Source organism: Pseudomonas sp. UBA1879 (assembly GCF_002338065.1).
Taxonomy (GTDB): domain Bacteria; phylum Pseudomonadota; class Gammaproteobacteria; order Pseudomonadales; family Pseudomonadaceae; genus Aquipseudomonas.
Window position 1 is genome coordinate 163529 of the sequence record NZ_DDHJ01000010.1, and the last position, 14655, is coordinate 178183.

The window sequence follows — 14655 nt, forward strand, 5'->3', positions numbered from 1 at the left end:
GGCTGCAACGTTGCGAAGAGAGCAGAGCTTCGATCAGGCTGGGAAGTGCAGCGCGTTGGTCAGATCGCCCATCGGCGTCTGGCCGCGAGCGATCATGGCGTTATCGCGTTCGGTGAGGCCGTCGAGCTTCTCCAGGCCGTGCACACGGGTGATCAGGCGCAGGATCGACGCCGTGTCATAGACCGTGTGGTCCACGGTGCCTTTGCGGGCGAACGGCGAAACGACAAGGGCCGGCACCCGAGTGCCTGGCCCCCAGCGATCACCCTTCGGCGGTGCGACATGGTCCCACCAGCCGCCGTTTTCATCGACCGTCACGACGATCACCATGTTTTTCCATTGCGGACTGTTGCGCAGGACTTTCAGCACCCGGTCGATATGTCGGTCGCCGGCGGCGACGTCGGCATAACCGGCGTGCATGTTCAGGTTGCCCTGGGGTTTGTAGAACGTCACGGCCGGCAGCTTGCCCGCCTCGGCATCAGCGAGGAACGTGTTGGTGCTGGCTTCATCCCCGAGGCCGCCGTCGCGCAGGCGCTTCTTGCGCTCGGCCGGGTGCTCCGGGCCTTGCTGCTTGAAGTAGTTGAACGGCTGATGGTGGTACTGGAAGTTCGGGATCTTGGGGATGCCCGTCGAATCCTTGTACTCGTCCAGCGTCACCTGCCACGCTCCGGCGTACCAGGCCCACTCGATGTCCTTTTTCGACAGCTTGTCGCCGATGTGATCGTGACTCTGCGGCACCAGCACATTGGCGAGATTGGGTTGCGAATAGTCGGGTTTTTCCTTGTCGCGCAGCCAGGTCGGCCAATACGGCGGGGCCATGGTGTTGACCGCGTAGCCGTCCGGCGTCAGGGCGCTGGGACCAAATTGCGGCGGGCCGGACATTGCGCTGGCCGGGGATTTCTCCAGCGGCTTGAGGCGGTAATCCAGCGGGTCGCTGCTTTCGAGGGTCGCGATCTGGGATCTGGCGACGGAAGAGGCGGCGTCCGGGTAGAACGGCGCTCTGGCCGAAATCAGGTATTGATGATTGAGGAACGAGCCGCCGAAGGCGCCCTGGAAAAAGTTGTCGCAGAGCACGAACTCCCGGGCGACGTCCCACAGACGAAGGGAATATTGGCTCTGGCTGTAGTAGCCCATGGTCAGGCCACCGGAATCGGCCCACGCCACGAAGGCATCGTTCTTACCGCCGTTGATCTGCATCTGGTTTTGATAGAAGACGTGCCACAGGTCGCGGGTGACCAGGCCGAACGGCAGGTCTTCGCCGCCTGGGCCTTTGAGGGCAAACGGCGCGTTGGGCAGGTTTTCCTGATACTGCACGCCGGTGGCGTAGGTCACGCCGTCGAGGCTTTGCGGACCGACCTGGCACACCCCGCCCCAGGCCGGTGGAAGGGTGTCGAGGATCTTGCCGTCCCGGTCGCGTTGCCGATAGTCGTCTTGTTTAACGGCAGACAGGGGTTTTTCCACGCCCGGAAAGTTAGCGAACAGGTTGTTGAAGCTGCGGTTCTCGGCGTAGATCACTACGATGGTCTTGACGTTGTCATGTAGGGCCTTGTCCAGCGCAGCGCCAGTCAGCGTCGTTTCCAGCGCCACGGCATCGCCCGTTTTCTCCGATTCGCTGGCCGCCACAACCCCGCTTAGCGTCGCGCCTGCGCCCAACACCGCGACACCGCCAAGGAAGCGACGACGGCTGGTGTCGACAGGCGTGTCGACGAGGGTTTCGCGGAGAGGGGACTGGCTTGGGTCTTGAGGTGTGTCGCTCATCACGGCTCCTGCTCGCAGAACTGAAGTGTTGCGAATTGTGTCGAGGGAGCCTAATCCTGCGATGTGACGGTATTGCTACAGATTCGAGAGATGAGAGGGCGAGCTTCTACGCCAACTGCACTGCGTTTGCTGCGGGAGTGAGCTTGCTCGCGAACACGCCGTGGCAGCGAAGCTTCTGTGTCCGGGCTACCGAGTTCGTGAGCGAGCTCACTCACACCGTTTTCATTCACGATCTGCTCTCACGGCGTCGCAGGCCCATCCGCCGGCAATCCGGACGAGGTGTTGTAGCGACTCATGATTCGATCAATCTCGCCGGACATACGCATCCGCAGCAGAATTCGCATCAGCCGTTGCGCCGGGATGTCGGTGTCGTTGCGCACGATGCAGCCCACCGGTTGCTCGTCAATCACTGCCACGCCGCGCAGCTTCTGGTCGTCAGGCAGGTTACGGTTGAACCAGTCCAGCGACCATTGATTGCCGACCGCGTAACGGTAGCGATGGATCTGAAGCTTCTGTAGGACCTGGACTTCGCTGCGGGCATCGTCGCGATGCAAGGTGCGGTTGTCGAAAGCGGTTTGAAGAGTGGGGTAGACATAGCCCAGCACCGTGCCGATGGTTTCGTTGGCGAGGGTGTCGGGGGCGCGCGGCGTGGCGTTGTCCGGGGTGCTGATCAGCAGGTCACGCTGGATCAACAGCGGCAGGCTCCAGGTGTAGTCGCCGGAAAGATTGGGCATCCAGGATTGCGCCGCGTAGCAACGCACGTCAATGGCGCCGCGCTCCAGGGTGCGTTGCACGCGCTGGATCGGCACGACGCGGTATTGCGCCGACAGCTTGGCGTGGGCGGCCATGCTTTGCATGATGTCGAAAATGAGGCCGCCGGTGGGCTGATGATCCTCGATCTGCACCAGCGGCATCGCCCACGCATCGGCGATGGAAAACCGCAGCGGTGCCTCTTCGGCGCCAACAGGCCCACTCATCAGCCACACAGCGCTCAATGCCAGCAGACGCATAGGGTCTCCTCAAGAGCAAAACGGTGCTTTCGGGCGGTGATGGCAGTCTAGCGGCAGATCCTTTATATGCGCGCACTCATATTGCCCGGATGCAATTTTGCCCCCGCTCCGCTAGCATTGGCGGTCTTCCGCATCCCAGTCGCGACGGTTTTCAATGAGTTACCAGGTTCTTGCACGTAAATGGCGTCCGCGCTCGTTCCGCGAAATGGTCGGCCAGACCCATGTGCTCAAGGCTTTGATCAACGCACTGGACAGCCAACGCCTGCACCACGCCTATCTGTTCACCGGCACGCGGGGCGTCGGCAAGACCACCATCGCGCGCATCATCGCCAAGTGCCTGAACTGCGAAACCGGTATCACGTCATCGCCCTGTGGCGAATGTTCGGTCTGCCGCGAGATCGACGAGGGTCGTTTCGTCGACCTGATCGAGATCGACGCCGCGAGCCGCACCAAGGTCGAGGACACCCGCGAACTGCTCGATAACGTGCAATACGCCCCGAGCCGCGGCCGCTTCAAGGTCTACCTGATCGACGAAGTGCACATGCTGTCCAGCCACTCCTTCAATGCCTTGCTCAAGACCCTGGAGGAGCCGCCGCCCTACGTCAAATTCATCCTCGCGACCACTGACCCGCAGAAACTGCCCGCGACCATCCTGTCGCGCTGCCTGCAGTTCTCGTTGAAAAACATGACGCCCGAGCGTGTGGTCGAGCACCTGACCCACGTGCTCGGCGCTGAAAACATCCCTTTCGAAGACGACGCGCTGTGGCTGTTGGGCCGTGCCGCCGACGGTTCGATGCGCGACGCCATGAGCCTCACCGACCAGGCCATCGCTTTCGGTGAAGGCAAGGTGCTGGCCACCGACGTGCGAGCCATGCTCGGCACGCTGGATCACGGTCAGGTCTATGACGTTCTCACCGCGCTGATCGACGGCGATGCGCGCTCGCTGCTCGAAGCCGTGCGTCACCTTGCCGAGCAAGGGCCGGACTGGAGTGGTGTGCTATCGGAAATCCTCAATGTGTTGCACCGCGTGGCCATCGCCCAAGCATTGCCTGAAGGCGTGGACAACGGCCATGGCGACCGCGAGCGGGTGTTGGCGCTGGCCCAGGCCTTGCCCGCTGAAGATGTGCAGTTCTATTACCAGATGGGCTTGATCGGCCGCCGCGACCTGCCGTTGGCGCCGGATCCGCGCGGTGGCTTCGAAATGGTGCTGTTGCGCATGCTCGCGTTTCGCCCCGCCGACAGCGATGACGCGCCGAGACAACCGTTAAAGTCAGTGGGGATCAACCCGGCCACGGTTGATTCCCAGGTAGCGGTGGCCGGTGCAGCGCCTGTTGCGTCGGCTCCGGCGTACATCCCGGCGCCGTCTCCCACGCCTGTCGCTGAAGCGCAGCCCGCGGAAAAACCGGCGGCGACTGCGGCTGCCGAGCCGTCCCCTGCGCCGGTAGAAGACCTCGATTTACCGTGGAATGAGCCCAAGGCCGCTGAGCCCGCTTCTATGCCCGAGGCCGAACCGGTCACTGCGCCAGTCGCCGAGACGACACCCGAGCCGGTCCTCGACACGGTCGCCGAGCAGCCAGACCTCACGCCCATGCCGACGCCAGCGCCTGTGAGCCCGGTGCCGGATGCGCCCGAGGTTGAATCCGAGGCGCAATTGCAAGCCGCCGCCGAAGCCGTGACCCCGGCCATGCTCGAACACGTGCCCGACGCTGCGCCGTATGTCCCGGCGCCCATGGAACGCGACGACGAGCCGCCACCGGACGACGACTATTACGAACCCGACGTGGACATCGATCCCGCTTCGTTCGCCTACCTCGATGATCTGGCCCACGAAACTGTCGAGGCTGTGGAAAAAGAGCCTGAGCTGCTGCCTGCGGCCAAGCCTGCAACCGGGCTGGCGGCTGATTGGCTGGACCTGTTCCCGAAACTGCCGGTGTCCGGCATGACCGGCAGCATCGCCGCCAACTGCACGCTCATTTCCGTGGACGGCGACCATTGGCTGTTGCACCTGGACCCGGCGCACAGCGCGCTGTTCAACGCGACGCAGCAACGCCGTTTGAACGACGCGCTGAACCAATACCATCAACGCACACTCACCCTGAGTATCGAGCTGATCAAGCCCGAGCAGGAAACCCCGGCCCAAGCAGCGGCGCGTCGACGTGCCGATCGCCAGCGTCAGGCCGAGGCGTCGATTCACAGTGATCCGTTCATCCAGCAGATGCGCGAGCAGTTTGGTGCAATCATCCGGGACGACACGATAGCCCCCGTGGATGCACCGGTAACGCCTTAATGACCGCGAGGCGCTAAGCTTCAACAGCGCCGCGCAATGACCCATCGACTTTTCGAGGAGAAGCACCATGATGAAAGGTGGCATGGCGGGCCTGATGAAACAGGCCCAGCAAATGCAGGAAAAAATGGCCAAGATGCAGGAAGAACTGGCCAATGCCGAAGTGACCGGCCAATCGGGCGCAGGCCTGGTGAGTGTGGTCATGACCGGGCGTCATGACGTCAAGCGCGTGAGCCTGGACGACAGCCTGATGCAGGAAGAGAAAGAAATCCTCGAAGACCTGATCGCCGCTGCCGTCAACGACGCCGTGCGCAAGATCGAAGCAGCCAGCGCGGAAAAAACCGCCAGCATGACCGCGGGCATGCAATTGCCGCCGGGCATGAAACTGCCGTTCTGATCGAACGGTCGTTGCGTCACCCGAAATGCCAGGCTTGTGCCTGGCATTTTTGTATTCACATTTTTTCAGGGAACACCCGACTTCAGGCGTGCGCCTCACCTGTAGGAGTGAGCTTGCTCGCGAAGGCTGACGTCCAGACGACGGATCTGCTGTGCATGTACCCACGCATTCGCGAGCACGCTCACTCCCACAGATCCCGATCCCTCCTGCACTGTCGCGGGTGTCATATCGGGTCTTAAGTGAGGCTCTCGCCGACAAAATCCCACTGCGTTCTGAAGTATTGCGTGTGTCATATTGATCACTGCATTCAACCGAACGCCGCTCGACAGCCACGGTCTGCTTTCTATAGTCATTCAAGGAGCCGCTTCCGATGTCGCATGAACTGATCCTCAATCAGCGTATCGTCCTGGCCTCGCGTCCCGAAGGCTCACCCACGCCAGAGAATTTTCGGCTTGAGCGCGAGGCATTGCCTGACCTGCAAGACGGCCAGGTGCAACTTCGTACCCTTTACCTCTCGCTCGACCCGTACATGCGCAGTCGCATGAGCGATGCACCGTCCTATGCGCCGCCGGTGGAAATCGACGGTGTCATGGAAGGCGGCGCGGTGAGCGTGGTCGAGCAGTCTCGCAACCCCGCCTTCAAGGAAGGCGATCTGGTGGTGGGGCAGACGGGCTGGCAAAGCCACAGCATTTCCGATGGCAAAAACCTGATGGCCATGCCCAAGGATCTGCCCAGCCCTTCGATGGCGGTGGGCGTACTGGGCATGCCCGGCATCACCGGCTACATGGGGTTGATGCACATCGGTCAGCCCAAGGCCGGGGAAACCCTGGTGGTCGCTGCGGCTTCGGGCGCAGTGGGTTCCGTGGTCGGGCAAGTGGCCAAATTGCACGGGCTGCGTGTGGTGGGCATTGCCGGGGGCATCGACAAGTGTCGCTATGTGATGGACGAACTGGGATTCGATGCATGCATCGACCATAAGAGCCCACATTTTGCCGAGCAGCTCAGCGAGGCCTGCCCCAGCGGCATCGACATCTATTTCGAGCTGGTGGGCGGTAAGATTTTCGAAGCGGTGATCCCGTTACTCAACCAGCATGCCCGCATTCCGCTGTGCGGCCTCATCGCGCAATACAACGCCCAGCGCTTGCCAGACGGCCCGAACCACCTGCCGCTGCTGATGCGTACGCTGTTGACCAAACGCGCCCGGATTCAGGCCTTCATCGTTTACGAAGAGTATTACCACCGTCTGGACGAATTCATGCGTGAGATGGTGCCGTTGGTGAAGGACGGCAAGGTCAAGTTCCGCGAAGATGTGGTTGAGGGACTGGAACATGCGCCGGACGCTTTTATCGGCATGCTGGAAGGGAAGAACTTCGGCAAGCTGGTGGTGAAGGTGTCCTAAGCGCCATTTGACGCTTGTCAGAGGCGCGGGTATAAACCGCGTCTCGTGTTTTTGTGAGACTTTTCTTCAATGAGCTTCAGCCCCTTGATTCGCCAGTTGATCGACTCCCTGCGCATTCTGCCTGGCGTCGGTCAGAAAACCGCCCAGCGCATGGCGTTGCAGCTGCTCGAACGCGATCGCAGCGGCGGCTCGCGTCTGGCTCAGGCGCTGAGTCAGGCCATGGAAGGGGTCGGCCATTGCAAACAATGCCGCACGCTGACCGAAGATGAATTGTGCCCGCAGTGTGCCGACAACCGCCGCGACGACACGCTGCTGTGTGTGGTGGAAGGGCCGATGGATGTATACGCCGTGGAGCAGACCGGTTATCGCGGTCGCTATTTCGTGCTCAAGGGCCACCTGTCGCCGCTCGACGGCCTCGGGCCTGAAGCCATCGGCATTCCGCAACTCATGGCACGCATCGAAGAGCAGAACACCTTCACCGAAGTGATCCTCGCCACTAACCCCACCGTCGAAGGCGAAGCGACCGCCCATTACATTGCGCAACTGCTGACCGACAAAGGCCTGATCACCTCGCGCATCGCCCACGGTGTACCGCTGGGCGGCGACCTGGAATTGGTGGACGGCGGAACGCTGGCGCATTCGTTTGCCGGGCGCAAACCCATAAAGCTTTGAGCTTCAAGCTTCAAGCTACAAGTTAAGAGCTGACCGAGTGACTCAGGGTTACTCGATCAGCTTGCCGCTTGCAGCTCGAAACTTGCAGCTTAAGACTTGCCGCTCAGAATTGTGTGAGGCAGAACGTCGGGATTTCCATGTCTTCCAGCCGCTGCGAGCCCCCCAGTTCCGGGAGGTCGATGATGGCGGCGGCTTCGTGAACCTTGGCGCCCATGCGGCGGATCAGATTGGCGGCGGCGACCAGCGTGCCGCCGGTGGCGATCAAGTCATCGAACATCACCACGGTGTCGCCATCGCACAGGCTGTCGGCGTGGACTTCGAGAAATGCCTCGCCGTATTCGGTCTGATACCCCTCGGCCAAGACGTCCGCGGGCAACTTGCCCTGTTTACGAAACAGCACCAGCGGTTTGTTCAGTTCGTAGGCGATGATCGACCCGATCAGAAACCCGCGAGCGTCCATTGCGCCGACATGGGTGAATTCCGATTCAATGTAACGCTGGACGAAGCTGTCGATCACCAGGCGCAAGGCCTTGGGCGACTGAAACAACGGGGTGATGTCACGAAAGATGACGCCGGGCTTTGGAAAGTCCACAACCGGGCGGATGAGGGATTTGAAGCTGAATTCGTCGAAAATCATCAAAGGGTCCTGGGCAGGAAGACGCGCGCAAAGAGCGTAGTCTAAGCCCGCCCGGACCGGCTTGCCATTAGCTTTCCAACGAACCGCCAGCCAGGGCACACAGCTGGATGGGGTCGAGAATGCGGATTTCCTTGCCCTCGGCGGAGATCATTTCGTTCTGCTGAAAGCGCGTAAAGACCCGAGAAACCGTCTCCACGGCCAGCCCGAGGTAATTACCGATCTCGTTGCGCGACATGCTCAGGCGGAATTGATTGGCCGAAAAACCTCGGGCACGGAAACGGGCGGAGAGGTTGACCAGAAAGGTGGCGATTCGCTCATCGGCGGTCTTTTTCGACAGCAGCAGCATCATCTGCTGATCGTCACGGATTTCCCGGCTCATGACCCGCATCAACTGGCGGCGCAGTTGCGGCAGCTGCACCGACAATTCGTCGAGGCGCTCGAAGGGGATTTCGCAGACCGAGGTGGTTTCCATGGCCTGAGCCGAGACGGGGTAGGCCTCCGCGTCCATGCCCGACAACCCGACCAGTTCACTGGGCAGGTGAAAACCGGTGAGCTGTTCTTCGCCGCTGTCGCTGAGGCTGAAGGTTTTCAGCGCGCCGGAACGCACGGCGTACACCGAGTCGAAGCGGTCGCCCTGACGGAACAGAAACTCGCCTTTCTTCAGTGGACGGCCACGTTTGACGATATCGTCCAGTGCGTCCATGTCTTCCATATTCAATGAAAGTGGGAGGCAGAGCGGGGCCAGACTGCAATCCTTGCAGTGAGCCTGGGTATGAGCGCGCATTTTGACTGGCTCAGACATTGGGGAAATTCCTTGTGAGAAGACACTTATCAGTCGTAAGGGTAGCCCAAGGCTCAACCTTGCAACCAGCACGCGCCTTCCGTGGCGTGAAAATGATTCCTGCCGACTTAGCGGAAATTTCCTAGATCACTCTGGAAAAACGCTGACGGTTTTGTAAGTCGAGGTAGGCGTCGAACACCATGCACACCGAGCGTACCAGCAGGTGTCCGGCGGGCGTAACCCGGATGCCATGGGCGTCAAGGTGGATCAGGCCATCTTTGGCCATGGTTAGGAGTTGGGGCCAAACGTCGCTGAAGTAGCTTCGAAAATGGATACCGAAGCGGTTCTCGATCACCTCGAAGTCCAGCCTGAAGTGACAGATCAACTGCGCGATAACCGCGCGGCGTATGTGATCGTCGTCATTGCACACCAGCCCACGTTTTGTCGCCAGTTGGTCGCTGGCCAGCGCGGTTTGGTAGTCGGCCAGGTCGCTGCTGTTTTGCGCGTACAGATCGCCGATCTGGCTGATGGCTGACACGCCGAGGCCGATCAGATCGCAATGACCGTGAGTGGTGTAACCCTGAAAGTTGCGTTGCAGCGTGCCTTCTTCCTGGGCGATGGCCAGGTCGTCGTCGGGCAGTGCGAAGTGGTCCATGCCGATGTAGCGATAACCGGCGCCGGTCAGCTGTTCGACGGTGCGCTGCAGCATCTTCAATTTGTGCTCAGCGCTCGGCAGTTGCGCGGTGTCGATGCGCCGCTGCGGCATGAAGCGCTCAGGCAAGTGCGCGTAATTGAACACCGACAGGCGGTCGGGTTGCAGGGCGATGACCTCATCCACCGTGCGCGCGAAGCCGTCGGGCGTCTGCAAAGGCAGGCCGTAGATCAGGTCAATGTTGATGGAGCGGAATTGCAGCGTGCGTGCCGCTTCGACGATGGCGCGGGTTTCGTCGAGACTTTGCAGACGATTGATGGCCCGCTGCACCAGCGGATCAAGGTCTTGCACACCTAGGCTGACGCGGTTGAACCCCAGTTCGCGGAGCAGGCCCATGGTGGACCAGTCGGCTTCGCGGGGGTCGATTTCGATGCTGTAGTCGCCGGTGTGATCGTCCAACAGGGTGAAATGCTTGCGCAGCTGTGCCATCAACTGACGCAGTTCGGCATGGCTGAGAAACGTCGGTGTGCCGCCGCCGAAATGCAGTTGCTCCACCACCTGCCGTTCGTCGACGTGGCAGGCGACCATCTGGATTTCCTGCTCCAGGCGCTGCAAATACGCCAGCGCCCGACCCCGGTCCTTGGTGACGACCTTGTTGCAGGCGCAGTAGTAGCAAATGTTGGCGCAGAACGGGATGTGCACGTACAGCGACAACGGACGCGCCCCTTTGCGGCTTTCGCGCAAGGCATGCAGCAGATCGAACGCGCCAACCTGATTATGAAATTGCACCGCCGTGGGGTAGGACGTGTAACGCGGTCCTGTCAGATCGTGGCGGCGGATGAGGTCTGAGTCCCAACGAAGGTCGTCGAGCATGCGGGTCGTCCCGGGAAGGTTGGCGTTAAAGGCAGTTTAAGGACGGCGGGACGAGGGTTTATTGATCTGGGTCAATGGCGCTCGTAGGCGAAAGTGAAGGATGGTGTTGTTCCTTTGGGGGATCCGGGTTCAGTGAGGCGTGATAACTAGTGCCCCATCAACCAATGCTGATGCGGCCCCGGCAAGGTCCACAGCCCGAACAGCATCACCAGCAACCCGCCGACGATCCGAATGCCGCGTTTGCGCAGCAGCGCAGTCGTGCGTTCGGCGGCCAGCCCTGTGGCCAGCAAAACCGGCCAGGTGCCGACACCGAACGCCAGCATCAACACCGCGCTGTGCAGCGCATTGCCCTGACTGGCCGACCACAGCAGCGTGCTGTAGACCAACCCGCACGGCAGCCAGCCCCACAATGCGCCAAGCAGCAACGCCCTCGGCAAGCTCGTCACCGGCAGCGTCCGACTCGCCACTGGCTGAACGTATCGCCACAGCCATCGGCCGAGCCCTTCGATGCGGGTCAAGCCACTCCACCAGCCCGCCAGGTACAGGCCCATGCACATCAGCAACAGCGCTGCGACTACCCGCAGCAGCATGGCCGCAGGACTGTTGGCGACAGCCCAGCCGGCCAGCCCGATCAGCAAACCGGCGCAGGCGTAGCTGAAAATGCGCCCCAGGTTGTAGGCCAGCAGCAGGCGAAAGCGTCGGCTGCGCTGCTCTTTGGGGATGGCCAACGTCAATGCACCCATCAGTCCGCCGCACATGCCCAGGCAGTGACCGCCGCCGAGCAGGCCGAGGATCAGGGCGGAGACGAGTTGGGGGAGGAGGTCAGGCATGGGCGGCATCTGGTGTTTTTAGGGTGAGCACACAAACGCTATCGCGAGCAAGCTCACGGCTACAGGAGACCGCATAACTCTGTAGGCGTGAGCTTGCTCGCGATAGCGACGTTGAATGCACCTCAACCTCTGAACTGTTCACCCGATCTTCTTCTCACTCGGAACCGCTTTCCCCAACGCCTCGTCCACCCCGGCCTGGTGACTCGGATCCTGATCGTCGAACAAGATGCTGTGCGCCGGCCCGTCCAGATCGTCGTATTGACCACTGTCCACGGCCCAGAAAAACACGTAGATCGCTACCGCGACGATCAGCAGGGCCACCGGAATCATGATGTAGAGCGCGGGCATCGAACCTCCGGAATGCGTTACACAGGCGATGCGCGTGGATGGCCCGTCGCGACAGTCGCGGCGGCGGTGGCCTTGATCCGCGTCAGACGCAGCGCATTGAGCACGACCATCAGCGAACTGACTGACATGCCCGCTGCCGCCCACAGCGGCGTGATCCAGCCCAGCGCGGCGAAGGGCAACATGACGCCATTGTACAGACCGGCCCAGATCAGGTTCTCGACAATCACGCGCCGAGTGCGACGAGCCAGATCGAAGGCCTGCACCAGCGCTGGCAAGCGGTTCGACAGCAGCACCGCGTCAGCGCTGGTCTTGGCCAGATCGGTGGCTGAGCCCATGGCCACGCTGATGTCGGCCGCCGCCAGCACTGGCACGTCGTTAACCCCGTCACCGAGCATCAATACCGTGCGACCCTCGGCCCTGAGCTGCTGCAGCAAGCGCAGTTTGTCCTCCGGACGCAGGCTGCCGTGGGCCTCGTCGATCTTCAGCTGCGCCGCGACGCTCGCGACCATCGGCGAGCTGTCACCCGAGAGCAACAGCGTCTTCCAGCCGCGCCGCTTACAGGCGTCGATCAAGGTTGCCGCGTCATCGCGCAAGCGGTCATCCAACACCAGCCACGCCAGCGCTTGCTGCTGATCGCCCAGCAGCAGCCATTGCCCCGACTCGTCCGGCATCATGGGCACGGCGCTGGCGCTCAGGTCGCAGACGAAACGCGGCTCGCCGATCCGCAAACGACGGCCTTCCACGCGGCCTTCGAGCCCACGGCCGGGTGTATTCAGCACCTGTTGCGCAGTTAGCTCAGTGCTGCCAAATGCGCGAGCGATGGGGTGTTCGGAATGGCGCTCCAGCGCGGCCGCCATTGCCAGGCAATCGTCACTGCCCACCGAGCCGAGCGGGTGAACGGCTTTAAGGGTGAGACGGCCCTCGGTGAGAGTGCCGGTCTTGTCGAAGATCACGGTGTCGATGCGGTTCAGCCCTTCGAGGACATGTCCGCGGGTCAGCAACAGACCGATGCCATGCAGCGTGCCGGTGGCCGTGGTCAGCGCGGTCGGCGTGGCCAGCGACAAGGCGCAGGGGCAGGTCGCGACCAGCATCGCCAGCACGATCCAGAACGCTCGCTGCGGGTCCAGTTGCCACCACAACAGGCCGATACCCGTAGCGAGCACCAGCGAGATCAGCAGGAACCACTGGGCGGCACGGTCGGCAATTTGAGCGGTTCGGGGCTTTTCCGACTGCGCCCGGTCGAGGAGGCGAACGATCGCAGACAGCCGCGTGTCATGCCCCAGCGCCAGGACTTCGATGACTAGCGGGCTGTCGACGTTGAGGGTGCCCGCCGTCACGGCGTCGCCCGTCACCCGCGCTTGGGGCAGGTATTCCCCGGTCAGCAGCGATTCATCGACGCTTGACTGCCCGTCCACGATACGCCCGTCGGCCGGCAACACCGCGCCCGGATGCACCTGCAGGCGATCATGCAGGCGCAATTCGCTCAGTAAAATACGTTCGCTTTGGCCATCTTCATTGAGGCGCAAACAGGACGCGGGCAGCAGATTGACCAACTGTGCGGTCGCAGCGGCGGTGCGCTCCCGGGCACGGCGTTCCAGATAGCGTCCGGCCAGCAAGAACAGCGCGAACATGCCCACGGCATCGAAGTACAGCTCGCCGACGCCGGTGATTGCGGTCCAGATCCCGGCGAGATAGGCCATGCCGATCGCCAGCGACACCGAAACGTCCATCGTCAAATAACGGGTCCGCAGGTCGCGCAAGGCGCCTTTGAAAAAGGGCGTGCAGCTGTAAAACACGATGGGGGTCGTCAGAAACATCGCCACCCAACGCAGGATCGTGTGCATCTCGGGGCTCAGGTCGATGTTGAATTCCGGCCATGTGGCCATGTTCGCCATCATCGCCTGAAACCACAGCAATCCAGCCACGCCCAGTTGGCGCACGCTTCGGCGGTTTTCCTGGGCGAGCCGCTCGGTGGCGTGATCCGCCTGGTAGGGGTGCGCGGCGTAGCCGATGCTGCGCACTTGCTGCATGACCTGACTCAAGGGCAGGTCGCTGTCATTCCAGCGTAGGTGCAGGCGGTGAGTGGACAGGTTAAGCCGCGCTTCAACGACCGCAGGCAGAGTGCGCAAATGACGCTCGATCAACCAGCCGCAGGCGGCACAGCTGATGCCTTCGATCAGCAACGTGGTGTCGGCCAGATGTGCGTCGTGGCGCACGAAGGGCGCTTGCACATCGGGGCGATCATAAAGCGCCTGTTCGTCCGCTAGCTGCGTAGGCAATGTCCGAGGATTGGTCGAGGCTTCGCTGCGATGGCTGTAGTAGCTTTCCAACCCGCCAGCAACGATGGCCTGCGCGACCGCCTGGCAGCCAGGGCAGCAAAACGCACGGTTTTCGCCCAGTACGCTCGCGTTGAACCGTCCGCCACGGGGGACCGGGAGGGCGCAGTGATAGCAGGGAATGGGTGCGTTCACGTCATCCCTTCTTCGGCGCCTCGGCACCCTGGATCGGCTCGTCGCCGAGAACCAGATCCTTGTCGCGGGTGATGGCTTCTTCTTCGAACAGGCGCCAGGTCCGGCTGTTTTCCACGCCCAGCAACTCCACGAAGCGCCGCCCTTCGATCCGGTCCCCGAGCTGCCCGACATAGCGCCCCGGCTCGGCGGCGACCCGCGCGAGCACCAGCTTGCGGTCTTTCTCCGGTTGGGTCGGGGAGATCAGGTTAAGGATCAGGGTTTCCGGCTGGGTGTTGCCGGTCAGGCGCAGATTCGCTTCGCCGGTCAGGTCGTCCAGACTTACGGTGGCGCGCAGTTTCAGGGTTTGCGCGAATAGCTCGCGGTCCAACGAGCGGTTGATGCCTTTGCCAGCCTCGTAATAATTGTCGCTGACCAAGTTGTCCGGGTGCGTCACGGCAATGGTCACCATCGACAGCGTGAGGGTCACCGAACAGGCCAGAATGCCGATGATGATCCATGGCCAGAGATGCTTGTACCATGGGTTCGGAGCGGTTGTTGCGATCATGT

Annotated in this window: 13 protein-coding genes; 4 read left to right on the top strand and 9 right to left on the bottom strand. The window is 61.9% G+C overall.

Annotated features, from left to right (window positions below; genetic code table 11):
* Nucleotides 1-33 precede the first annotated feature (33 nt).
* Nucleotides 34-1755: an acid phosphatase gene (gene acpA, locus B3N48_RS09995; RefSeq protein ID WP_296182814.1), complete on the bottom strand. Its 1722-nt coding sequence runs from the start codon at nt 1753-1755 to the stop codon at nt 34-36.
* 239 nt (nt 1756-1994) lie between these two features.
* Nucleotides 1995-2765: a substrate-binding periplasmic protein gene (locus B3N48_RS10000; RefSeq protein ID WP_296182816.1), complete on the bottom strand. Its 771-nt coding sequence runs from the start codon at nt 2763-2765 to the stop codon at nt 1995-1997.
* Between the two features lie 154 nt (nt 2766-2919).
* Between B3N48_RS10000 and dnaX the strand changes: the two genes are divergently transcribed.
* From dnaX to recR, 4 genes are all read left to right on the top strand, one after another.
* Nucleotides 2920-5052: a DNA polymerase III subunit gamma/tau gene (dnaX, locus tag B3N48_RS10005; protein ID WP_296182818.1), complete on the top strand. Its 2133-nt coding sequence runs from the start codon at nt 2920-2922 to the stop codon at nt 5050-5052.
* A 67-nt stretch (nt 5053-5119) separates the two neighbouring features.
* On the top strand, nt 5120-5446 hold the full coding sequence (locus B3N48_RS10010; protein WP_296182821.1) for a YbaB/EbfC family nucleoid-associated protein: 327 nt from the start codon (nt 5120-5122) through the stop codon (nt 5444-5446).
* Between the two features lie 370 nt (nt 5447-5816).
* Nucleotides 5817-6845 carry an NADP-dependent oxidoreductase gene (locus B3N48_RS10015; protein WP_296182824.1) on the top strand — a complete coding sequence of 343 codons (1029 nt, stop codon included), beginning with the start codon at nt 5817-5819 and terminating at the stop codon, nt 6843-6845.
* 69 nt (nt 6846-6914) lie between these two features.
* The gene (gene recR, locus B3N48_RS10020) at nt 6915-7517 is read left to right on the top strand and encodes a recombination mediator RecR (protein ID WP_296182826.1); all 603 of its coding nucleotides are present in this window, start codon (nt 6915-6917) and stop codon (nt 7515-7517) included.
* 103 nt (nt 7518-7620) lie between these two features.
* On the opposite strand, the gene B3N48_RS10025 is transcribed toward recR, so the two are convergent.
* From B3N48_RS10025 to B3N48_RS10055, 7 genes are all read right to left on the bottom strand, one after another.
* A complete protein-coding gene (locus B3N48_RS10025) occupies nt 7621-8154 on the bottom strand; it encodes an adenine phosphoribosyltransferase (protein WP_296182827.1) in 534 nt (177 codons plus the stop codon).
* Between the two features lie 67 nt (nt 8155-8221).
* Nucleotides 8222-8956 carry a fumarate/nitrate reduction transcriptional regulator Fnr gene (gene fnr, locus B3N48_RS10030; protein ID WP_296182829.1) on the bottom strand — a complete coding sequence of 245 codons (735 nt, stop codon included), beginning with the start codon at nt 8954-8956 and terminating at the stop codon, nt 8222-8224.
* Between the two features lie 121 nt (nt 8957-9077).
* Complete coding sequence (hemN, locus tag B3N48_RS10035; RefSeq protein ID WP_296182831.1) at nt 9078-10460, bottom strand: oxygen-independent coproporphyrinogen III oxidase; 1383 nt, start codon at nt 10458-10460, stop codon at nt 9078-9080.
* A 146-nt stretch (nt 10461-10606) separates the two neighbouring features.
* Nucleotides 10607-11290 carry a sulfite exporter TauE/SafE family protein gene (locus B3N48_RS10040; protein WP_296182834.1) on the bottom strand — a complete coding sequence of 228 codons (684 nt, stop codon included), beginning with the start codon at nt 11288-11290 and terminating at the stop codon, nt 10607-10609.
* A 138-nt stretch (nt 11291-11428) separates the two neighbouring features.
* A complete protein-coding gene (ccoS, locus tag B3N48_RS10045; protein ID WP_296182836.1) occupies nt 11429-11638 on the bottom strand; it encodes a cbb3-type cytochrome oxidase assembly protein CcoS in 210 nt (69 codons plus the stop codon).
* A 17-nt stretch (nt 11639-11655) separates the two neighbouring features.
* Entirely contained in the window at nt 11656-14109 is a 2454-nt protein-coding gene (locus B3N48_RS10050; protein WP_296182837.1) for a heavy metal translocating P-type ATPase, read from the bottom strand.
* Between the two features lies 1 nt (nt 14110).
* Nucleotides 14111-14653 carry a FixH family protein gene (locus tag B3N48_RS10055; protein ID WP_296182838.1) on the bottom strand — a complete coding sequence of 181 codons (543 nt, stop codon included), beginning with the start codon at nt 14651-14653 and terminating at the stop codon, nt 14111-14113.
* Between the last annotated feature and the right edge of the window lie 2 nt (nt 14654-14655).

Excerpts from the sequence above, each read along its gene's own strand:
- B3N48_RS10040 (WP_296182834.1), bottom strand. The coding sequence starts at position 11,290 with ATGCCTGACCTCCTCCCCCAACTCGTCTCCGCCCTGATCCTCGGCCTG.
- dnaX (WP_296182818.1), top strand. The coding sequence starts at position 2,920 with ATGAGTTACCAGGTTCTTGCACGTAAATGGCGTCCGCGCTCGTTCCGC.
- B3N48_RS10055 (WP_296182838.1), bottom strand. The coding sequence starts at position 14,653 with ATGATCGCAACAACCGCTCCGAACCCATGGTACAAGCATCTCTGGCCA.
- recR (WP_296182826.1), top strand. The coding sequence starts at position 6,915 with ATGAGCTTCAGCCCCTTGATTCGCCAGTTGATCGACTCCCTGCGCATT.
- B3N48_RS10010 (WP_296182821.1), top strand. The coding sequence starts at position 5,120 with ATGATGAAAGGTGGCATGGCGGGCCTGATGAAACAGGCCCAGCAAATG.
- B3N48_RS10025 (WP_296182827.1), bottom strand. The coding sequence starts at position 8,154 with ATGATTTTCGACGAATTCAGCTTCAAATCCCTCATCCGCCCGGTTGTG.
- B3N48_RS10000 (WP_296182816.1), bottom strand. The coding sequence starts at position 2,765 with ATGCGTCTGCTGGCATTGAGCGCTGTGTGGCTGATGAGTGGGCCTGTT.
- acpA (WP_296182814.1), bottom strand. The coding sequence starts at position 1,755 with ATGAGCGACACACCTCAAGACCCAAGCCAGTCCCCTCTCCGCGAAACC.
- ccoS (WP_296182836.1), bottom strand. The coding sequence starts at position 11,638 with ATGCCCGCGCTCTACATCATGATTCCGGTGGCCCTGCTGATCGTCGCG.
- fnr (WP_296182829.1), bottom strand. The coding sequence starts at position 8,956 with ATGTCTGAGCCAGTCAAAATGCGCGCTCATACCCAGGCTCACTGCAAG.
- hemN (WP_296182831.1), bottom strand. The coding sequence starts at position 10,460 with ATGCTCGACGACCTTCGTTGGGACTCAGACCTCATCCGCCGCCACGAT.
- B3N48_RS10015 (WP_296182824.1), top strand. The coding sequence starts at position 5,817 with ATGTCGCATGAACTGATCCTCAATCAGCGTATCGTCCTGGCCTCGCGT.